Consider the following 21,832-nt stretch of genomic DNA (forward strand, 5'->3'; position numbering starts at 1 on the left):
CTTATATTTTATACTAATTTTTAGATTTGTACAGCATATTTTTTATAATAAAATCTTATGATATTGATATAATATATATTTAAGAATTGTATTACTGGTATTACATAAAAAAAATTGATATAATCAGTAAGATAACGGCTTTAATAAAATTAACAGGAGGGTAGAATTATGGGACTTATTTCAGCTATAGCAGGTGCGGCAGGAGGAGTATTGGCGGACTCATGGAGAGACTTTTTCTATGAGGACTCAATGGATAATGAAGTTCTTGTAACCAAAGGTAAAAAAAGAGTGGACCAAAGAGGTTCAAACAATAAATCTACAAACAATGTTATTACGGACGGTTCCATCATTGAAGTTGCAGACGGACAATGTATGTTGGTGGTGGAAAACGGAATGATAAAGGATGTCTGTGCACAACCCGGAAAGTATGTCTACAGCAATACTGAGGAACCTACTATTTTTGCAGGCAAATTAAAGGAGACTGTAAAAAGAACATGGGAGCAGTTTAAGAACAGATTGGTATTTGGCGGAGGAGCTACAAGAGATACAAGAGTTTATTATGTAAATACAAAGGAAATCTATGGAAATAAGTACGGTACCGCCGAACCGATTCCATACAGGATAGTAGATCAAAATATCGGACTTGATATAGACAGTGCGGTAAGATGTCATGGAGAATTTGCATTTAAGATTGTGGATCCTATACTTATGTACAAGGAAGTGGCAGGAAATACAGGAGGAGAGTTCAGAATGAATGAAGCATTCAGAAAACAGATGACTTCAGATCTGCTTACTTCACTTCAACCTGCACTTGGAAGACTATCAGGAATCGGCTCAAGATACAGCGATATCCCAAATCATGCCAGGGAGATTGCAAATGAACTTAACAGCGTAATGTCAAGTGAATGGGGAGATCGATACGGTATTGAAATAAGTTCATTCGGAATAAGCAGTATTACCATATCAAAAGATGATGAAGACCTTATAAAGCAACTTCAAAGAACGGCGGTATTCCAAAGAACATCAATGGCGGCTGCAAACTTAAACGCCGCACAGGCTGACGCTATGAGAAATGCGGCAAGTAATACAGCCGGTGCTATGATGGGATTTGCAGGAATGAATATGGCAAGTCAGATGGGCGGTATGAATGCAAATCAGCTTTTCCAAATGGCACAAAACGAACAGATGCAACAACAACAGTATAATCAGCAGAACAATATGCAGCAACAGTACAACGGACAAAATAATATGCAGCAGATGAATCAGCAAGCCGGAAATACTCAGAATACATGGACTTGCAGCCATGGACATGGCGGAAATACAGGAAAGTTTTGTTCGGAATGCGGTGAAGCAAAGCCTGTAGGTGCTGTAAGCTGTGCTTCATGTGGATATACACCGGCAGATCAGTCACATCTTCCGAAATTTTGCCCTGAATGTGGAAAGCCGTTCTAAGTTATACAGATGGAGTTTTTATGAATAATATAGATAAGGTAACACTTACAATACCGAAAGAAAAAAATATTGCATTGATTGCACATGACGGCAAGAAAGCTGATATTATCAAATGGTGTGAGGAGCATAAGGAAATTCTTTCCAAGCACAAGCTGTACGGAACAGGAACCACCGCCAGACTGATAACTGAAAAGACAGGTCTTACTGTAAAAGGCTACAACTCGGGTCCGCTTGGAGGCGACCAACAGATAGGTGCAAGAATAGTGGAGGGAAAGATAGATTTTGTTATCTTCTTTACAGATCCGCTTACAGCACAGCCACATGATCCTGATGTGAAGGCATTGCTTCGTATAGTACAGGTATATGATGTACCTATGGCTATCAATAAATCAAGTGCGGATTTTATCATCACATCATCACTTATGAATAAAGAATATAACCATGATGTGATAAACTTTAAAGAGAATGTCTCAAAAAGAGTAAAGGAAATGTCATAGAAATGGCTTGTGAAATGACTTGCAAAGAGGCAAGAAAGCTTATCATACCGTTTATACATGATGAGCTTTCTATGGAGGATACAAGAGATTTTTTGCAACATGTAAGAGGTTGCAAGGGCTGTATGGATGAGCTTGAAATATATTATATAGTTGAGGTGGGTCTTGACAATAACAGCAGTGATGATATCGACTATAATATGACGGCGGCTCTACACAGCCATATAAGAGAGGCATATCAAAGAATATTTATAATATTCCTTGGAAAGGTGCTGAAGTATTCATTAAATACACTTATGATTTTCGGTGTATTTATTATTGCAATGATGCAATTGCGAAATTGGTTCTTTTAGTAGGAGATATATGAAGAAATTAGTTCTGATAGATGGACACAGTATTTTGAATAGAGCATTCTACGGCGTGCCTGAGCTTTCAAACTCACAGGGGCTTCATACAAATGCAATTTATGGATTTTTGAATATTATGTTCAAAATTCTGGACGAGGAAGCGGCTGATTATATAGCAGTCGCTTTTGACTTGTCTGCACCGACATTTAGACATAAGGCATATGCGGAATATAAAGGCACCAGAAAGTCAATGCCTGATGAACTTAGAGAGCAGGTTCCGATTATAAAAGATGTGCTTTCATCAATGAATATTCCGATACTTACAAAGGAAGGGTATGAGGCGGATGATATAATAGGAACCGTTGCAAAGAAATATCAAAGTGAGGATGTCTTTGTAAGTATTATATCCGGTGACAGAGACTTGTTACAGTTGTCCGATAAGCATATAAAGATAAGAATTCCAAAGACTTCAAAGGGAGTGACAACCACTCATGATTATCTTCCTGAGGATGTGATTAGTGAATATGGTGTTACTCCACATGAGTTTATAGATGTAAAGGCTCTTATGGGTGATACCTCGGATAATGTTCCGGGAGTCCCCTCAATAGGTGAAAAGACTGCCACAAAGATAATACAGGAATATCATTCTATAGAAAATGCAATTGAGCATGTAAATGAGTTAAAGCCTCAAAGAGCCTCAAAAGCACTGTCTGAGAATATCAAAGAGGCTAAGTTTTCAAAGATGCTTGTAACAATAGTGACTGATGCACCTATAGAAACAGAACTTTCAGATATGAAAGTAGGTAATTTATATACAAAAGAAAGTCTTGAGTGGATAAATAAATTAGAGTTCAAATCATTTTTAAAAAGATATGAAAATGTGGAAACTGCTGCAAGTATCAAGCTTGATATAAGCAATATTACAGATTTGAATGATTGGAACACTCTTTATGAGAAGTTAAAGTCCGCAAATGAATTCGGAATTGCCATATGTTTTGATGAGACTGCGATAAAGAGTTATACTGTAAGCAGTCTTTATGCAATTTCAATCACCTTGGATAACCGTACATATCTTATAAAAGATATTGAGCAAATTGATGATATTTTGAAGCGGATTATTTGTCTGGATGCAAAAAAATATATACTTTCTCTAAAGCCTCTTATAAAGCAGGTAAAGGATATGAAACTTGCAAAGAATTTCTACGATTTGTCGGTGGCGGCATATCTTATCAATCCGCTTAAGGACAGTTATTTTGTAGAAGATATTGCAAGAGATTATATGGGAAGCGGTGTTTCTTCAAAGGCTGAGATGATAGGCAAGTCCAAGCTTAGTGAAGTTTTAAAGTTCAATGATGAAAAGGCTGAAAAGTATTTTGCAAGTGAAAGCTATGTGGCACTTTTTGCAAGCGATTATTTGCTTAAAAAGCTTAATGAACTTGAACTTACAAGACTATATGAAAATGTGGAGTTGCCGCTGATATATTCACTTGCAAGGATGGAAAATACCGGAGTAAGAGTGGATGAAAAAAGGCTGAAAGACTATGCGGATACATTGCTTGAGAAAATATCCAAATTGGAAGCAAGTATTATAGACAAGGCCGGTGAGAGCTTTAATATAAACTCTCCAAAACAGCTTGGTGAGATACTTTTCGGCAAATTAAAGCTTTCAGGCGGAAAAAAGACAAAGACAGGATATTCAACGGCAGCGGATGTACTTGAAAAGCTTGCACCTGAACATGAGATAATAAGGGATATACTTGAGTATCGTCAGCTTACAAAGCTTAATTCCACTTATGCTACCGGGCTTGCAGGATATATAAGAGATGACGGACGTATACATGGCAGTTTCAATCAGACAATTACCGCCACAGGAAGAATCTCATCCACAGATCCGAACCTTCAAAATATTCCTGTAAGAACAGAGATGGGAAGCAAAATAAGGGATATATTTGTCCCTAAGCCCGGCTATGTATTTGTAGATGCGGACTACTCACAGATTGAGCTTAGGGTTCTTGCTTCAATGTCGGGAGATGAAAAACTTATAGAAAGTTATCATACGGCAGCCGATATTCATGCGGCTACGGCGGCACAGGTTTTTCATGTGCCTCTTGATAAGGTAACACCTGAACTTAGAAGAAATGCAAAGGCGGTAAACTTCGGAGTTGTTTACGGTATTTCAGCCTTCGGACTTTCTGAGGACTTAAGTATCTCAAGAAAAGAGGCGCTTGACTATATAAACAATTATTTCAAAATCTATGAGGGTGTAAAAAGATTTTTGGATAAACAGGTGGCGGATGCCAAGGAAAAAGGCTATGTAAAGACTATGTTCGGCAGAATAAGACCTATACCTGAGATAAAAAGCTCAAACTTTATGACCAGATCCTTCGGTGACAGGGTGGCAATGAATTCACCGATACAGGGAAGTGCTGCAGATATTATGAAGATCGCTATGATAAGGGTAGATGAGGCACTTAATAAGAGCGGATTTGATGCAAATATTGTATTGCAGATTCATGATGAGCTTTTAGTGGAAGTAAGAAAAGATGAGGTTTATAAGGTCAAAGAGATTGTGGAAAGGTCAATGAGAGAAGCGGTCAGTCTTAAGGTGCCGCTTGAAGTGGATGCACATATCGGAAAGACATGGTTGGAGGCAAAATAATGAATATTTTGCTTTTAGGCGGTATCGGCTCAGGAAAAAGTGAAGCACTGAAAATACTTAAGGAAGAACATGGTGCCAATATTATTGAGGCGGATAAGGTGGCACATTTTTTATATGAAAAGGATAGGGCAGGATATACTGCCCTAAAGTCTTTATTCGGCGATATTATATTGGATAGCAAAAAAAATATTGATAGAAAAAAATTAGGTGATATACTTTACTATGATAAAGACAAACTGCGCAAAGTAGATGAAATAATACATCCTTTAGTAAATGCTGAAATCAAAAGAAGACTTTCAGATAGAAGACTTTCAGACAGCAGACTGAATGTTGTGGAACAGGCACTTATGCCGGATGAAAACTTTTATGATTCTGTCTGGTATCTGTATACAGATAGAGAGATCAGAATAAAAAGGTTGATATTATCAAGAGGTCTTAGCAGAGAGAGGATAGAAACAATAATCTCAAAACAGCCGAATGAATCGGATTTTGAGTCGGTTGCAGATAAGATTATAAAAAACAACGGAGACAGGTTTGAATTGGAAAAAAATATAAGAGAGGCTTTGAGGTGACAGATTGAGATTAGTGAGCTTGGCAAGCGGCAGTGACGGCAATTCCACATATATCGGCAGTGAAAAGACACATATCTTAGTAGATGCCGGAATATCAAATAAAAAAATAGAGACAAGATTAAATGAACTCGGGCTATGCGGCAGCGATATTTCAGGTATATTTCTGACACATGAGCATAGTGACCATATAGCGGGGCTTGAGGTATTTGTAAGGAAAAATAAAATACCGGTTTTTGCATCAAGGGGTACACTTAGATACTTGGAAGACAGAGATAAATATTACAGCATTGTAGATTATTTTCATACTGTTGAGTCAAAAAAGAATATCAGTTTAGGTGATCTCAATATAAAAGCATTTGATATTGACCATGATGCAAATGAACCTTTTGGATATAGGGTGGAATGTGGAAATAAAAAGATAGCTGTAGCTACAGATCTTGGAAGATATACAATGGATATTGTAAATAATCTTTCAGATCTTGATGCACTGCTTATAGAGGCAAATCATGATATCAGAATGCTTGAAACCGGCCCGTACCCTTATGAACTGAAGAGAAGAATCTTAAGTAACAAGGGACATCTTTCAAATGAAAACTCCGGTAAGTTGATATGTGAGATATTAAATGATAAGATAAAGAAGATTTTCTTAGGGCATTTGTCTGATAAGAATAATTTGCCTGAGCTGGCACTTGAAAGTGTGAGATTTGAGATTTTTTCACATGACAGACAATATAATCCTAAGGATTTTGATATAGAAGTAGCAAAACGGGATGCACTGTCTGAAATTTGCTATGTGTAGTGATATTTAGAAATGGAGAAGTTTATGAACAAAGTAATAATAACTGTAGTAGGTAAGGATACTGTAGGTATTATAGCCAGGGTATGTACCTATCTGGCTGAGAATAAGATAAATATACTGGATATATCACAGACTATAGTAAGCGGCTATTTTAATATGATGATGATTACAGATATGGAAAATGCAAGTGTGGACTTTGAAAGAATAGTGGATGAGCTTAATACTCTTGGAGATAATATCGGGGTAAAGATAAAGGCACAAAAAGAAGAAATTTTTGAATCAATGCACAGGCTCTAGGAGGAAACTATGTTTGATATGTTTGAAGTAATAGAGACTAATGAGATGATAGATAAGGATCTGTTGGATGTTAGAACTATTACAATCGGTATAAGCTTACTGGACTGTATTGATACGGACCTTAATAAACTTTGTGACAATATTTATAGAAAGATTACAAGAGCGGCAAAGGATCTGGTGAAGGTAGGAGACGATATTTCAAGAGATTTCGGTGTGCCTATTGTAAATAAAAGAATATCGGTTACTCCTATCGCTCTAATCGGCGGAAGTGCCTGTAAGAGTGTAGAGGACTTTGTTCAGATAGCAAAGACACTTGATAAGGCGGCAAGAGATACAGGTGTAAATTTCTTAGGCGGATATTCCGCCGTAGTATCAAAGGGAATAACGGTTGCAGACAGACTTTTGATGGAGTCCATACCGCAGGCACTAAGTGAAACTGATTTTGTATGCAGTTCTGTGAATCTCGGCTCTACAAAGACAGGTCTGAATATGGATGCGGTCAGATTGATGGGAAAGATAGTTAAGGAAACTGCAAAAATTACAGCGGATAAAGATTCTATAGGCTGTGCAAAGCTTGTAGTATTTTGCAATGCTCCTGATGACAATCCTTTTATGGCAGGTGCATTCCATGGTGTGACTGAGGCGGATACAATTATAAATGTAGGTGTCAGCGGTCCGGGAGTAGTGAGGGCTGCATTAAAGCAGGCCAGAGATAAAGACTTTGAGGTGCTGTGTGAGACTATCAAAAAGACTGCATTTAAGATAACAAGGGTAGGGCAACTTGTAGCAAGAGAGGCTTCTAAAAGGCTGGGTATACCTTTCGGTATTATTGACCTTTCACTTGCACCTACTCCGTCTGTAGGAGATTCTGTAGCGGAAATCTTACAAGAAATCGGTCTTGAAAGGGTAGGTGCTCCCGGAACTACAGCGGCACTTGCACTGCTTAATGATCAGGTCAAAAAAGGCGGTGTAATGGCTTCTTCATATGTCGGCGGACTTTCAGGTGCATTTATACCTGTTTCCGAAGATCAGGGTATGATTGATGCGGTGAATGCCGGGGCTTTAACTTTGGAAAAGCTTGAGGCAATGACCTGTGTCTGTTCTGTAGGTCTTGATATGATTGCAATACCTGGAGATACTTCAGAAGAGACCATAGCAGGAATCATTGCGGATGAGGCTGCTATCGGTATGATAAATCAAAAGACTACCGCTGTCAGAGTAATACCTGTTATCGGAAAGGCTGAGGGAGAAGTGGTTGAGTTTGGAGGGCTTTTGGGCTATGCCCCGATAATGCCGGTAAACAACTTTTCATGTGAGAGGTTTGTAAACAGAGGCGGCAGAATACCTGCACCGATACATAGTTTTAAAAATTGATATAAAAACGGCTGTCGCACTGAAAGCACGACAGCTTTTTTTATTTTATCATTTTAAATCCGGGGAAGTAACGGAAAATCACCTTTGCAATTATTTTATCTTTATGCACAAATGGGTGAATCCAACGTCTTGAGTCCGCCGAGTTATTTCTGTTATCTCCCATACAGAAATATGAACCTTCAGGAACTTCAAAATGCATAGGAGCCTCGGGAATCATGGGCTCTTTTATATAGTCCTCTTCAAGCGGAGTCTCCGAGTTGTTCAAATATATCTTGCCGTCCTTTATATCTATGATATCTCCGGGCTCACCGATAATTCTTTTTACATAGTAAAGACTCTCATCATCAGGAAATTTAAATATTATAACATCACCACGCTTGGGTTCTTGGAAAAGATATGTAAGTCTGAAACCGACCACTCTGTCACCGGTCATTATTGTATTTTCCATAGATGCGGAAGGCACCCTTGAGTTTGCTATAATAAAAAGATTTAGAACCAGTGCTATTACAGCAGCCACCACTATTATAGAAATCCAACTGAAGATTTCTTTTACAACATCAAAATCTGAATTTTTATTCATCATCTTCTCCAATCTCGTTTTTATTTTCCAAAATTTTTAAAACTCATACTATTTTACGATAATTAAAAGTATAATACAACTGATAGATTATAATATTATGAAAAATATAAGAATGATTGTTATAGGATTGTTATAGTATAGAAATAGAGAAAACCGAAGTAATACATTGTAATAAAAGGCAAATTTTTTTATAGTTAGTTTATAACATTTACTTTTAACTTCGGTAAAAGAATAGTATAATCTATATAAATGTTGTGGATCGGATAAGCGGCGGTTTCTTATCTGAACTATTACTCAGATTTTTAAAAGAAAGGTTAGACTATGGATAAGAATTTATATGATTTGATGGATTGGGCAGCAATAGAAGAGATCACTTATTCTGAATGTGACAGACCGAACAAGATTCTGGGTTCACATAAAGTGGAAAACGGTTTTTTGGTTCAGACTTTTATACCTCATGCAAAAAAGGCGGAGTTGTTGATTGACGGCAATAAGAATCCTATTGTGATGGAATGTGCGGATGAGGCGGGATTCTTTGCCTGCCTGGTAGGAAGAAGCAAAGAGTTTAGGTATCAGTTTGTAGTGACATATGATAATGATATTGTCCAAACAATCTATGATCCATACTCCTTTGAAAGTATTTATACCGAGGAAGATTTGTCAAAGTTTGATGCCGGAATAAACTATGAGATTTATGAAAAAATGGGTGCAAAGCCTATGACTCTTTCAGGAGTGGAAGGTGTGAATTTCTCAGTATGGGCACCGGAGGCTATGAGAGTGTCTGTAGTAGGTGACTTTAACCTTTGGGACGGCAGAAAGCATCAGATGAATAAGCTTGGAGATTTCGGTGTATTTGAATTATTCATACCGGAGGCAAGGGTAGGAGACTTGTATAAGTTTGAAATAAAGACCGGAAAGGGAGAGCCGATGTTAAAATCCGATCCGTATGCTTTTTATTCGGAGCTTCGCCCAAACACTGCAAGCATAGTAACGGATATCTCAGGATTTGAGTGGAGTGATGAAAACTGGATGAAAAATAGAGAAGAATTCCAGTCCATAGAAACAGATAAGTCTCCTGCAATGAATATATATGAGTTGCACCTCGGCTCATGGATGAGAAAAGAGATGCAGTATGATGAGAACGGAGAAGAGGTAAACGGCTCGGTATTTTATAATTATTGTGAGATAGCACCCAAGCTTGCCACTTATATAAAGAAGATGAACTACACACATGTGGAAATTATGCCTATAATGGAGCATCCTCTTGACGGAAGCTGGGGATATCAGGTAACAGGTTATTACAGTCCTACAAGCAGATACGGTACTCCGAATGATTTTATGTACTTTATGAATTATATGCACAAAAAGGGCATCGGAGTAATACTTGACTGGGTTCCGGCACATTTTCCAAGAGATTTACATGGACTTGCCTGCTTTGACGGAAGTCATGTTTATGAGCATCCGGATCCGAGGAGGGGAACACATCCACACTGGGGGACTTTGATATATAACTATGCAAGACCGCAGGTAAGCAATTTCCTTATTGCAAATGCACTTTTCTGGGCAGAAAAATATCATGTGGACGGAATCAGAATGGATGCTGTGGCTTCTATGCTGTATCTCGACTATGGTAAAAATGCAGGAGAGTGGCTGCCTAATATATATGGAGGCAATGAAAATCTGGATGCAATAGAATTTTTAAAACATCTTAATTCCATATACAAGAAAAAACATCCTTCAAGCCTGTTGATAGCGGAAGAGTCCACTGCATGGCCGAAGATTACAGGTGCATTAAAAGAAGGCGGTCTGGGGTTTGACTATAAGTGGAATATGGGTTGGATGAATGATTTCCTTGAGTTTATGAAGCTTGACCCGTACTTTAGAAGCGGTGATTACAATGCACTTACATTCTCATTGCTATATGCCTATAGTGAGAATTTTATTCTGGTACTAAGCCATGATGAGGTGGTACACGGCAAGGCGACATTGGCAGGAAAAATGCCCGGTGCGACACAGGAAGAGAAGTTTAACAATCTTCGAGTGGCATATGGCTATATGATGACACATCCCGGAAAGAAACTTTTGTTTATGGGGCAGGAGTTCGGACAGATGGACGAATGGAATGAGGATGTATCGCTTGAATGGAATTTACTTGAGTATGAAAACCACAAGAAGATGCAAAGATATTCTAAAGCACTTAATAAGCTGTATTTGGACTGTCCGGCACTTTATAAACTTGACTACAATCCTGACGGATTTGAGTGGATAAACTGTACTTCAAAAGATGAAACAATTGTAGTATTCCTCAGAAAGACGGAAAAGCCGGAAGACACCTTGCTGGTGGTATGTAATTTTACACCGGTAGTATATGAAAGAGAGATTGGAGTTCCGTATAAAGGTATCTATACCGAGATTTTCAATTCGGATGATAAGAAGTTTGGCGGAAGCGGAGTAGGAAACAGGAGAGCAAAAAAGTCTGTTAAGAAAAAGACGGACGGAAGAGAAGATTCTCTAAAGATTAAGATTCCGCCAATGGCAATGATAGTATTTAAGTGGGATAAACAGTGATTTTTAATAGTTTAAATTTATTTAGGACCGGAATTTGTCTGACAAGTGTGACAGATTCCGGTCTGCCGAGCATATCGGAAAGTGATATAGCCGAGTCGGTCGCAAATGATATTCAGAAGTTAAGACCAAGTGTAATGATGGAAACCTTAAAGAAGTTGTATCCGTTTTTCCTTGCACTGGCATATGATATAGCAACAGTCATCATTACATTGATTATAGCAAGTCAGGTTATCAGATTTTTATCAAATATGCTTGAAAGATTTTTAAAAAAGATAAATATGGACTTGACTGTCAGGAGATTTTTATTATCTACACTGAAAGTATTGATGTATGCTCTGGTAGTGCTTGTGCTGGCGGAAAGAATCGGTGTAAGCAGTGCTTCTATAGTGGCAATACTCGGTTCTGCGGGTGTTGCAATCGGTCTGGCATGGCAGGGAAGTCTAAGCAACTTTGCAGGAGGAATGATTATATTGTTCAGTCATCCTTTCAGCAGAGGAGATTATATTATTACTCCAAAGGCTGAAGGTATTGTAGATACTATCGGAATAATATATACAATACTTTTAACACCTGACAATAAGAGAATATCTATACCGAACGGTACATTGGCAAATGATGTTATTACAAATGTGACAGCCAACGATATCAGACGAATAGATATAAAGGTCGGTGTATCATACAATACCGATATCAGAAAAGCCAAGAAGCTTATAAAAGAAGCATTTGATGAAAACGGTCTGATACTGAAAAACAATGATATAGTTTCATATGTAGATGATTTGGCATCATCTGCCGTTATATTAGGAGGTATGGCATGGTGCAAAACCGGAGACTATTTGACTGCAAAGTGGGCGATAGTTGAAGAAATCAAAATAAAGTTTGATAAGAACAGCATTGAGATACCTTATGACCAGTTGGAAGTACATATAAATGAGTCAAAGAGTGCTACAAGTCTGAATAAAGCAGAAATACTTTAATGTAGTAGAGAAACAAAGTGTTGACAAGAACACTTTAGTATGCTACCATAAGAAAGTGTTGAGGCAAAGCAAAGAAAGTAATGAGGTGTATTATGAAAAAAATTTATTTGTTTGGAGTATTGGCGGCACTTATGTTGGCAGGTTGTTCTACTGCAAAGACAACTGAAAGTACATCCGCATCACAAGAGACAAGCAAAACTGCAAGTGAAAGCGGTAAAGCGGCGGATGCAGATAATAAAAATACTTTTACGGTAGGATTTGATCAAGATTTTCCACCTATGGGATTTGTAGGAGATGACGGACAGTTCACAGGATTTGATCTTGACTTGGCTGCCGAGGTGGCAAAAAGGCTTGGCAAGGAAATAAAGTATCAGCCTATAGCTTGGGATGCAAAGGATATGGAGCTTTCATCAGGTACTATAGATTGTATTTGGAACGGCTTCAGTATACAGGGAAGAGAAGATAAATATACATGGTCAAAGCCATATATGAAAAATGATCAGGTATTTGTAGTAAAGTCCGGTTCAAATATAGATTCAATAGAGGATCTTGCAGGTAAGAAGGTTGAAGTACAGGCCGATTCTTCAGCAGAGGCGGCATTAAAGGCCGATCCCGACATGGTAAAGACATTTGACAGCTTGCAGACAGTGGCGGATTATAATACCGGATTTATGGATCTTGATATGGGAGGCGTTGATGCCATAGCAATGGACAGTGTGGTAGCCAACTATCAGATTACAAAAAGAGGCGGCAGCGGCTTTACAGTACTTGATACACCGCTTGCAAGTGAGGAGTACGGTATCGGATTTAAGCTTGGAAACGAGTCTTTAAGAGATGAAGTTCAGGCAAAGCTTGATGAGATGAAAGCTGACGGAAGCTTAAAGACTATTTCAGAGAAATGGTTTGGAAAGGATGTTACTACTTTAGAGTAATATAAAAGACGCTGACAGTTCATCTGCCGGCGTTTTTTTATATATAATATATCTTGATAGGAGAATTTATGAATATTCTTGATATTGCGGCAAAGCTTGCACCGGGTATGCTTGTAAGTATACAAATATTTCTGGTTACATTGATACTTTCACTTCCGCTTGGACTTTTAGTTGCCTTTGGAAGAATGAGCAAAATAAAAACCGTATCTTATCTGTGTAAGATTTATATATCTATAATGCGCGGTACACCGCTTATGTTACAGCTTATGGTGGTATATTTCGGACCTTATTATATCTTCGGAGTATCAATTACAGGAAGCTATCGTATAGTAGCCACTGTAATAGGTTTTGTAATAAACTATGCCGCATACTTTGCGGAGATATATAGGAGCGGAATCCAATCAATGTCAGGCGGACAGTATGAGGCTGCAAAAATATTGGGATATACCAAATCACAGACCTTCTTTGTTATTATATTGCCACAGGTAATAAAGAGGATATTGCCGTCTGTAACAAATGAGGTAATTACTTTGGTAAAAGATACTTCACTTGCATTTACAATAAGTGTAGCCGAGATGTTTACTATGGCAAAAGCACTGGCAAGCAGTACAACAAGTATGTATCCGTTTGTATGTGCGGCACTGTTTTATTATATATTTAATGCAATTGTTGCATTTGTGATGGAGTTTATTGAGAAGAAATTGGATTATTATAAGTAGGTGATTATGTCATTATTAAATATGAAGTCGGTAAAAAAGTCCTTTGACGGTGTAGAGATCCTAAAAGATATTTCACTGGAAGTCGGCGAAGGTGAGATTTTAAGTATTATAGGTCCGTCAGGTTCAGGTAAGTCCACATTATTACGCTGTGCCACACTGCTTGAAGATATGGATGACGGAGAGCTTAGTTACAATGGAAATACAGTATGCAAAAGTGTTGAAGGGAAATCGGTTTATGAAAGTTCCGCCGCTTTAAAAAAGATTTCAGAGTGTTTCGGGCTTGTTTTTCAAAATTTTAATTTATTTCCACATATGAATGTGTTGCAAAATATCTGTGATGCACCTATAAGGGTACAAAAAAGAGACAGAACAAGTGTAAAGGAAGAAGCTTTTGAACTGCTTAAGAAGATGGGGCTTTTTGACAAAGCAAAGGCTTATCCGTATCAACTTTCAGGCGGTCAGTCACAGAGAGTGGCCATTGCCAGGGCATTGGCACTTAATCCTAAGATTTTATTTTTTGATGAACCGACCTCCGCACTTGATCCCGAGTTGACAGGAGAGGTTTTAAGGGTTATAAAGTCTTTATCCGATTTGAATATTGCAATGGTTATTGTGACTCATGAGATGGCTTTTGCAAGAGAGATTTCCGACAAGGTGATCTTTATGTCGGGAGGTGTGATAGTGGAAGCCGGTACTCCGGATGTGGTATTTGCATCGGACAATGAAAAAACAAAGAATTTTATAGGAGCATTAAATAAATAGACAGAAGGTGAAGATTATGAAGTATATAGTAGTACTTGGGGACGGAATGGCCGACAGAGATATCAAAGAACTTGGTAACAGAACGATACTTGATGTGGCTAAGAAGCCGAATATTGACGGGTTAAAGGGAATAACGGGAATGGTAAAAACAGTTCCGGATACTCTAAAGCCCGGCAGTGATGTGGCTAATCTTGCCGTAATGGGATATAACCCGTTGGAGTGCTATACCGGACGCTCACCGCTTGAGGCGGTAAGTATCGGAATAAAGATGAAAGATAGTGATGTGGCAATCAGATGTAACCTTGTTACACTCTCAGATGAAAAAGATATAAGCAAAAGGAAAATGCTTGACTATTCAGCAGGTGAAATATCAACGGAAGAAGCAAAAAAACTTATAAAAGCTGTAGAAGAGGGACTGGGAAACAGTGAGTTTAAGTTCTATCCCGGTATATCATACAGACATTGTCTTATATGGGATAAAGGGCGGACAGGGCTTAATCTTACACCGCCACATGATATCTCGGACAAGGTGACAGGTGAGTACTTGCCGGATAATGATAAAATTTTCGGTCTTATGGAAAGAAGCTATGATATATTAAAAAATCATCCTGTAAATCTTAAAAGGATAAAGGAAGGCAAGAATCCTGCAAACTCAATATGGCTTTGGGGTGAGGGTACTAAGCCGAGGATAGATAACTTCTATAAAAAGACAGGTCTGAAAGGTGCTGTGATTTCCGCAGTTGATCTTATAAAGGGTATAGGAATAAGTGCAGGTATGGAGAGTATTGATGTAGAAGGTGCAACAGGTACACTTGATACAAATTATGAGGGAAAGCTTGAAGCCGCCAAAAATACATTGTTAAAGGACGGCAATGACTTTGTGTATATTCACCTTGAAGGACCTGATGAATGTGGACATCATGGTGATATAGAAGGAAAGATTTCGGCGGTCGAAAGGATTGATAAAAATATTGTAGGACCTCTTTGTCAGGCACTTAAAGATGCAGGTGAGGATTTTGCAATGCTTATCATGCCCGATCATCCCACACCTATAGAGACAAGGACTCATTCTTCAGATCCTGTTCCGTTTAAGATTTACAGATCAAATGATGAGAAGAAAAGTGCTGAAGTATATAGCGAAAAGAATGCCGGCAAGAGCGGCATCTTCATAGAAGACGGGTACACTTTATTGACAAAATTTATAAATAATGATATACAGAATCTATAGATAAAATATGAACTGTTAATAATGGAGGGCAGGTATGGAAAGAAATAAACTTAATGTAGCGTTCGGATTTGGAATATTTGGTGTTTTTTTCTTAAGCGGTATAATATTGTTAAGTACCAACTTTATCAGTCGGTCATTGACATTTGTAGTAATGAGCAATATGAATTATATGACGGATATTCCTGTTATAAATGAACCGATATTATTTGTATTAAGCATTGTATGTTTTATTGTATCGGCTATAGCATTGATAAAGAGTATATTGCTGTTAAAAGAAGGATGCTGATATTTATAGACTTGATATATAGTTTTTATTACTATATACTAATGTTATGGAAACTAATATTGAAATTATAAATGATATGATAAAGCACTTTGAAAAGCTTGATATTGTAAAGTCGGAGGATATTCCTGATATTACATTGTATATGGATCAGATGACAAGTTTTATAGATGAGAAGCTGAAAGGTTTTAAGAAAGAGGAGGATGACAAGCTTCTTACAAAGACTATGATCAATAACTATACCAAGAATAAACTTTTGCCGCCTTCCGATAAAAAAAAATATACAAAGCATCATGTGATGTTACTTATACTTATATATTTTTATAAGAATGTACTTTCATTTTCAGATATCAAAAGCCTTTGTAATTTAAGCATATATGAAAGCTTTGAAAGGGAAGACGGTTCACTTTCAAAGCTGTATGATATTTTAGTCAGTATTGAGGCTGATAAGAAAGATGAAATTATATCAGATTTAAAAAACAGACTTGAGTCTGCAAAAAGAAAGGCAAAAGACTTTAATAGTGAAAATGTTGAGTTATTCACATTTTTATCAGATATTGTATTAGAAGTGTATTTTAAACAGCATCTTATAGAGTATATTTTAAATAAAATATGATATAAGAACCAAAATATCTGAGATATTATATACACTAATATATAAAAGGCATGAATATAAAAGATATGAATTAGTAAGAAAATTTTAACTATACATAATTCCTTAAATTAAATATACTTAAGGTATAACAGCAGTTTAACTGCAAAAATATAAGGAGGAATGTATGAGGTTGGCTAAGAAATTAGCAATTCTTGGAGCTGTTTTAGTATGCGCATTTGCGGCAATGCCTGTATATGCGGCGAATAAGACTATAAGCTCGGTCGGAATAAAAATAAATACAAATTTAGGTGTTGGAGACAACACGGACTCACTCAGTATCAACTATGGAGGAAACTCAGGCGGGGATATCAATATATATACCACATCGGACAGATTCAGTGTAGTGGATGCGGAGATTACAAGCGGTAAGACTCGCCTTAATATAGGAGATGAGATAAAGCTTAAGGTGACATTAGAGGCTTCAAGCGATTATGCCTTTAAGGGGACTTATTCGGCATCCAATATAAGTGTAACAGGTGGAAAGTATCTGTCATCTTCCAAGAAAAACGGCGACTTGATAGTGGCTGTAAAGCTGAATCCGATAAAGGGAAGCTATGAACAACCTGATGATGTTGAGTGGAAGGACAGCGGCATCGGCATTGCCGAATGGAATGAGCCTTCAGGAACTTCAGGATACTATGATTTGGTACTTCTTCGTGGCAGTACACAGGTTGCCAAGGTGGAGAATTATAAGGGAAACAGTTACAGCTTTAGAAACGATATGACACAGAAGGGTACATATAAGTTCAGAATTAGATCCGTGGCACATGGTGACAATGACTATGGAAGAAGTTCCGAATGGGTGACTTCAGATGAATTTTACTTAGATGAGAGCAATGTTTCAAAGGGCAATAATAATTCTTCAGGTCAGGCAGGAAGCAATGTGGGCTGGAGCAAGTCAGGTGATGCATGGTATTTCAGATTTCCGGACGGCAGCCTGAAGATGAACGGATGGGAATATATCGGAGATAAGTGGTATCTGTTTGATGACTCGGGCAGAATGCTTACAGGATGGCAAAAGAGAGACGGAGAGTATTACTATTTGAACTCACGTGGTCAGATGACAACGGGCTGGCAGCAGTCAGGAGGTAAGTGGTATTACTTGAATGCCGAGACACCGAAAGGTAAGATGCTTAGCAACACATGGCTTCACAGCAGTGACGGTAAGTACTATTACTTGGACAGTAACGGTGCAATGTGTGAAAAGTGGACACAGATTAGCGGAAATTGGTATTACTTCTATCCGGGTACAGGATTTATGGCTACAAATACTACAATTGATTCATTCAGACTGGGTGCCAACGGTGCCTGGATAAGATAGGAAGCTTAACATACAGCTTAAGATGATAAAAACCGGGGTGAAGACCCCGGTCTTTTTATAAATCTTTAAAATGAAATTCTTTTTTGCCTTCCGCATAGTCTGCTACAATATCACCGTTTCCATATAGTTTATACTTGTAGGTACAAAGTCCTTCAAGCCCCACAGGTCCTCTGGCATGTAACTTTCCCGTACTGATACCTACTTCAGCACCGAAGCCGTATCTGAATCCGTCTGCAAATCTGGTGGAACAGTTTTTGTATACATTTGCAGAGTCAACCCTGTTCATAAAATAGTCCGCATTTGAATCTATATTTGTGAGTATAGCATCTGTATGATGTGAGCCGTAGGTATTGATATGATTTATTGCCTCATCTATACTGTCTACCGTCTTTACGTTGACGGTTTTTTCAAGATACTCCGTATGAAAAGACTTATCTGTAGCTAAAACAGCATTGTCAAATTTGTCTATTATATTCTCATGTGCAAATACTTTGATTTTTGCACTCTTAAAAGCGGTATTTAGGCTTGGGAAAAGTCCGGCTACAGCGTTTTTATGAATCAATAAAGTTTCTGTAGTATTGCAGGCGGAAGGGTATTGTGTCTTGGCATCTACCAAAATCCTTATAGATTTGTCAAGGTCAAATTCTTCATCTATATAGGTATGACAGATGCCGTCAGCATGCCCCATTACAGGAATACTTGTATTGTCCATAATATATTTTACAAATGAATTTGAGCCTCTTGGGATAAGCAAATCCACATATTCACAACAGGAAAGCAGTTCACCCACATCACTTCTGGCTTCAAGTTGAACAAGTATATTCTCAGGAAGATTTGACTCCTTAACAGCTCTTTTTATACTTTCAAATAATGCTCTGTTTGTAAGCAATGCCTCACTGCCACCTTTCAGTATGGCGGCATTACCGCTTTTTATACATAGTGAAGCAATTTGAACCAATGCGTCAGGTCTTGCCTCAAATATAACACCGATAACGCCGATAGGGGTAGTGGTTCTGGTAAGAACTAAGCCCTTATCCAACTCTCTTTTTAAAGTGATTTTGCCGATAGGGTCGGGCATCTTTATAAGATCTTTTATACCGGCTGTTACGGTGTCCATCTTATGTGTGTCAAACAAAAGCCTTGACAGGATAGAATCCGGGATATTTTCAAGACGGGCATTTTCTATATCCCTCCTATTTTCCGCCAATATATGTTCTTTATCTTTATTCAAATTATCAATAATGTTTTTTAAGCATTTATTTCTTATCTCATTGCTGCTTGCCATAAGCAAAAATGAGTCTGCTTTTACTTTTTTTGCTAATTCTTTCATAACTCTCCTTATTTAAAAACTGATTGTACCAGTACCATATAAAGTATTGTACCGGCAGATATAGACAAAATCATCTGTCTTTTCCAAAAATGAAGAAAAACCGTAACTGCAATACAAACAGCTTCAGGAATTGCATGGTTTCCACTAAACACAGATACATCCTTAAGAGAATATACAACTAAAAGTCCAAGTACGGCAGCCGGAAGCACCTTTCCAAGGTACTTTATATATTTTGGCGTTTTCTTATTTGCGGGAAAAACTATAAACGGTAAAAATCTGGTAATCATAGTCGCTATTGCCACGACAGCAATGATGATTATATGTTGTATTGTACACATAGATTCTTAAGCCTTTCACGTATCAGTGTAAGAGTTGCCAGGATAACCGACATTGACGGTATTATAAAGTTTGTACCTTTAAATATAATCAGACAGATAAAGGATACCGTAAGTCCCACAATAGAAGCAATATGATTTTTTTCTTTCGGCCAATTCTCTAAAAATATTACTACAAACAGTGCGGTCATAACAAAATCAATGCCTTTAGTATCAAATGGAATAAAGCTTCCGAATATGCCCCCTAAAGTGGCACCTGCCACCCAGTAAAACTGGTTCAGTAAAGTTACAAAAAACATAAACCATCCCCTGTCAATGTCTTTATGTATATCGGCAGTGGCATTTATGGAGAAAGACTCGTCACACATTCCGTATATTAAGTAGTATTTTTTAATTCCCGGAATATTGTACTTTTCAAGCATTGACAGCCCGTAGAACAGATGTCTGGCATTTATCATAAGAGTAAGGAAAAATATATTTATAGGGTCAAAGCTTCCAAGCAACCATGAAACAGTGGCAAATTCCACAGAGCCGGCAAATATTACAGCACTCATAAACATCGGGTAGAGAAAGTTAAAGCCTGAACGATTCATATATATGCCGTAAGCCATACCTAAAAATAAAAATCCCGCCAATATAGGTATGGTATTTGGAAAGGCTGCAAAGAATGCCGACTTTATTTTGTTTTGTTTGTACATAAAACTCCTAAAAAGAAAAATGCATACCCACATTTTGTGGGTATACAATGTTTTACTTATTTCTTTAAATCTTCAACAATCTTGTCTGCCATAGCAACCGCATCGGCATACTGTGCATCTTTTAAGAGTGACTTAATACTTATAGTTTCCTCCGCTATATTTACCTTCTTTAACTGACCGATAATTTCACGCATTCCCTTTCCGGCTGTAAGTGCCCAAGAGCCGTTTTCAACTACAAATACATCTCTGTTTTGGAAGTTATGTGCTACCAGATCCATAAGGAAATTTTCCATAGGTGTGAATATTCCGCCATTGTAAGAAGAAGCGGCAAATACAAGTACCTTTGCCCTGAATGCCTCTGACAGCAGGTAAGAAACATCAATTGAAGAAATATCATATACTTTAGTATTTCTGACACCCCTCTTTGCCAAAAGAGTGGCAAGCAGAGTTGCAAACTCCTCAGTATGTCCATATACGGAACCTGAATAGATTACCACCTCATCATTTTCAGGAGTATATGAACCCCAAGTCCGGTACTTCTTTATACAAGCCTGAACATCTTCTTTTGTTCTGAATACCGGACCATGCAGTGAACAAATAATCTCAATATCCAGATCTGAAAGTTTCTTTAAGATATTCATAACCTGTAGACCGAATTTGCCGACAATATTTGCGTAGTATCTTCTTGATTCGGAATTCCACTCGGACTGATAGTTCAGCTCATCTGCAAAAATATTTCCTGACAATGCACCGAAACTTCCAAAAGCATCTGAAGAAAAAAGTACTTTCAGCTTTTCATCATATACCATCATTACCTCAGGCCAGTGAACCATCGGTGCAAAGAAGAACTTGAAGCTATGCTCACCTGTACTTAAACTGTCACCTTCCTTTACCTCATGAAATCTGTGATCAAGTGAGAAGTCAAAGAATTGACCGATCATTGCCTTGATTTTGGCATTACCGACTATCATCATTTCAGGATGCATATTCAAAAGGTCACCAAGAGTTGCCGCATGATCCGGTTCCATATGTGTTATTACCAAGTAGTCAAGGGGTCTGTCACCAAGGGTTGCTTTTAAGTTTTCAAAGAATACGCCCTCAACCGTTCTATCTACAGAGTCAAAGAGTATTGTCTTTTCATCCAATATAAGATAGGAGTTGTAAGACATTCCATAAGGAATAGGGTAGGCGTTTTCAAAAAGTCTCAGTCTTCTGTCACTGGCTCCTACATAATATAAATTATCCTTAATACATTGTTCCTGATGCATAATTCCTCCATATACAATGATATAAATATCTTTTCAATTAATCAACTTACTATAGTATAAAGCAAAAGTTTTTATTTGCAAGATTTTTATAATATACAATTTTATAAAGTTTTATTTTGTGATAAATAATTTTCTTTTTATGCTTTGCTATATTATATGAGTATGGTATAATAATGAACGGA

The 21,832-nt window shown here is 37.6% G+C and carries 22 protein-coding genes; 17 read left to right on the forward strand and 5 right to left on the reverse strand.

Annotated features, from left to right (window positions below; translation table 11 throughout):
* Window positions 1–168 precede the first annotated feature (168 nt).
* Genes HMPREF0381_RS04655 through HMPREF0381_RS04690 form a run of 8 tightly spaced genes read left to right on the forward strand, consistent with a single transcriptional unit; the run spans window position 169 to window position 7,994 of the window.
* Window positions 169–1,452, forward strand: coding sequence for an SPFH domain-containing protein (locus HMPREF0381_RS04655; protein WP_008750735.1), 1,284 nt, complete (start codon window positions 169–171; stop codon window positions 1,450–1,452).
* A gap of 20 nt (window positions 1,453–1,472) precedes the next feature.
* The gene (locus HMPREF0381_RS04660) at window positions 1,473–1,949 is read left to right on the forward strand and encodes a methylglyoxal synthase (protein WP_040461153.1); all 477 of its coding nucleotides are present in this window, start codon (window positions 1,473–1,475) and stop codon (window positions 1,947–1,949) included.
* A gap of 2 nt (window positions 1,950–1,951) precedes the next feature.
* The gene (locus HMPREF0381_RS04665; protein WP_008750737.1) at window positions 1,952–2,299 is read left to right on the forward strand and encodes a zf-HC2 domain-containing protein; all 348 of its coding nucleotides are present in this window, start codon (window positions 1,952–1,954) and stop codon (window positions 2,297–2,299) included.
* Window positions 2,300–2,309: 10 nt separating this feature from the next.
* Window positions 2,310–4,952, forward strand: a complete 2,643-nt coding sequence (gene polA, locus HMPREF0381_RS04670; RefSeq protein ID WP_008750738.1) for a DNA polymerase I — start codon at window positions 2,310–2,312, stop codon at window positions 4,950–4,952.
* Window positions 4,952–5,524, forward strand: a complete 573-nt coding sequence (coaE, locus tag HMPREF0381_RS04675; protein WP_008750739.1) for a dephospho-CoA kinase — start codon at window positions 4,952–4,954, stop codon at window positions 5,522–5,524. The genes polA and coaE overlap by 1 nt, the downstream gene beginning before the upstream one ends.
* Window positions 5,525–5,528: 4 nt before the next feature.
* Window positions 5,529–6,323 (forward strand): MBL fold metallo-hydrolase, encoded by a 795-nt coding sequence (locus HMPREF0381_RS04680; RefSeq protein ID WP_008750740.1) that lies wholly within the window; start codon window positions 5,529–5,531, stop codon window positions 6,321–6,323.
* Window positions 6,324–6,347: 24 nt separating this feature from the next.
* The gene (locus HMPREF0381_RS04685; protein WP_008755286.1) at window positions 6,348–6,620 is read left to right on the forward strand and encodes an ACT domain-containing protein; all 273 of its coding nucleotides are present in this window, start codon (window positions 6,348–6,350) and stop codon (window positions 6,618–6,620) included.
* A 9-nt stretch (window positions 6,621–6,629) separates the two neighbouring features.
* Window positions 6,630–7,994: a PFL family protein gene (locus tag HMPREF0381_RS04690; RefSeq protein ID WP_008750742.1), complete on the forward strand. Its 1,365-nt coding sequence runs from the start codon at window positions 6,630–6,632 to the stop codon at window positions 7,992–7,994.
* Window positions 7,995–8,034: 40 nt separating this feature from the next.
* On the opposite strand, the gene lepB is transcribed toward HMPREF0381_RS04690, so the two are convergent.
* Window positions 8,035–8,577: a signal peptidase I gene (gene lepB / locus HMPREF0381_RS04695; protein ID WP_008750743.1), complete on the reverse strand. Its 543-nt coding sequence runs from the start codon at window positions 8,575–8,577 to the stop codon at window positions 8,035–8,037.
* Between the two features lie 318 nt (window positions 8,578–8,895).
* Between lepB and glgB the strand changes: the two genes are divergently transcribed.
* From glgB to HMPREF0381_RS04740, 9 genes are all read left to right on the forward strand, one after another.
* Window positions 8,896–11,142: a 1,4-alpha-glucan branching protein GlgB gene (gene glgB / locus HMPREF0381_RS04700; protein ID WP_008750744.1), complete on the forward strand. Its 2,247-nt coding sequence runs from the start codon at window positions 8,896–8,898 to the stop codon at window positions 11,140–11,142.
* A 47-nt stretch (window positions 11,143–11,189) separates the two neighbouring features.
* A complete protein-coding gene (locus HMPREF0381_RS04705) occupies window positions 11,190–12,119 on the forward strand; it encodes a mechanosensitive ion channel family protein (RefSeq protein WP_242824389.1) in 930 nt (309 codons plus the stop codon).
* Window positions 12,120–12,211: 92 nt separating this feature from the next.
* The gene (locus HMPREF0381_RS04710) at window positions 12,212–13,051 is read left to right on the forward strand and encodes an amino acid ABC transporter substrate-binding protein (protein ID WP_008750746.1); all 840 of its coding nucleotides are present in this window, start codon (window positions 12,212–12,214) and stop codon (window positions 13,049–13,051) included.
* Window positions 13,052–13,119: 68 nt separating this feature from the next.
* Window positions 13,120–13,770, forward strand: a complete 651-nt coding sequence (locus HMPREF0381_RS04715) for an amino acid ABC transporter permease (RefSeq protein WP_008750747.1) — start codon at window positions 13,120–13,122, stop codon at window positions 13,768–13,770.
* 6 nt (window positions 13,771–13,776) lie between these two features.
* Complete coding sequence (locus HMPREF0381_RS04720) at window positions 13,777–14,532, forward strand: amino acid ABC transporter ATP-binding protein (protein WP_008750748.1); 756 nt, start codon at window positions 13,777–13,779, stop codon at window positions 14,530–14,532.
* A 16-nt stretch (window positions 14,533–14,548) separates the two neighbouring features.
* A complete protein-coding gene (locus tag HMPREF0381_RS04725) occupies window positions 14,549–15,760 on the forward strand; it encodes a cofactor-independent phosphoglycerate mutase (protein ID WP_008750749.1) in 1,212 nt (403 codons plus the stop codon).
* A 34-nt stretch (window positions 15,761–15,794) separates the two neighbouring features.
* Complete coding sequence (locus tag HMPREF0381_RS04730; protein ID WP_008750750.1) at window positions 15,795–16,046, forward strand: hypothetical protein; 252 nt, start codon at window positions 15,795–15,797, stop codon at window positions 16,044–16,046.
* Window positions 16,047–16,092: 46 nt separating this feature from the next.
* Window positions 16,093–16,659 (forward strand): DUF1836 domain-containing protein, encoded by a 567-nt coding sequence (locus HMPREF0381_RS04735; RefSeq protein ID WP_008750751.1) that lies wholly within the window; start codon window positions 16,093–16,095, stop codon window positions 16,657–16,659.
* Between the two features lie 163 nt (window positions 16,660–16,822).
* Window positions 16,823–18,019, forward strand: coding sequence for an N-acetylmuramoyl-L-alanine amidase family protein (locus HMPREF0381_RS04740; protein ID WP_008750752.1), 1,197 nt, complete (start codon window positions 16,823–16,825; stop codon window positions 18,017–18,019).
* 55 nt (window positions 18,020–18,074) lie between these two features.
* Here the strand turns inward: HMPREF0381_RS04740 and HMPREF0381_RS04745 are convergent, their stop codons facing one another.
* Genes HMPREF0381_RS04745 through HMPREF0381_RS04760 form a run of 4 tightly spaced genes read right to left on the reverse strand, consistent with a single transcriptional unit; the run spans window position 18,075 to window position 21,650 of the window.
* A complete protein-coding gene (locus HMPREF0381_RS04745; protein ID WP_008750753.1) occupies window positions 18,075–19,349 on the reverse strand; it encodes a glutamate-5-semialdehyde dehydrogenase in 1,275 nt (424 codons plus the stop codon).
* A gap of 8 nt (window positions 19,350–19,357) precedes the next feature.
* Window positions 19,358–19,687, reverse strand: coding sequence for a branched-chain amino acid transporter permease (locus HMPREF0381_RS04750; protein ID WP_008750754.1), 330 nt, complete (start codon window positions 19,685–19,687; stop codon window positions 19,358–19,360).
* Complete coding sequence (locus HMPREF0381_RS04755; RefSeq protein ID WP_008750755.1) at window positions 19,666–20,382, reverse strand: AzlC family ABC transporter permease; 717 nt, start codon at window positions 20,380–20,382, stop codon at window positions 19,666–19,668. The genes HMPREF0381_RS04750 and HMPREF0381_RS04755 overlap by 22 nt, the downstream gene beginning before the upstream one ends.
* Before the next feature lie 56 nt (window positions 20,383–20,438).
* Window positions 20,439–21,650 carry an FprA family A-type flavoprotein gene (locus HMPREF0381_RS04760; RefSeq protein ID WP_008750756.1) on the reverse strand — a complete coding sequence of 404 codons (1,212 nt, stop codon included), beginning with the start codon at window positions 21,648–21,650 and terminating at the stop codon, window positions 20,439–20,441.
* Between the last annotated feature and the right edge of the window lie 182 nt (window positions 21,651–21,832).

It is taken from the genome of Lachnoanaerobaculum saburreum DSM 3986, assembly GCF_000185385.1.
GTDB classification, from domain to species: domain Bacteria; phylum Bacillota; class Clostridia; order Lachnospirales; family Lachnospiraceae; genus Lachnoanaerobaculum; species Lachnoanaerobaculum saburreum.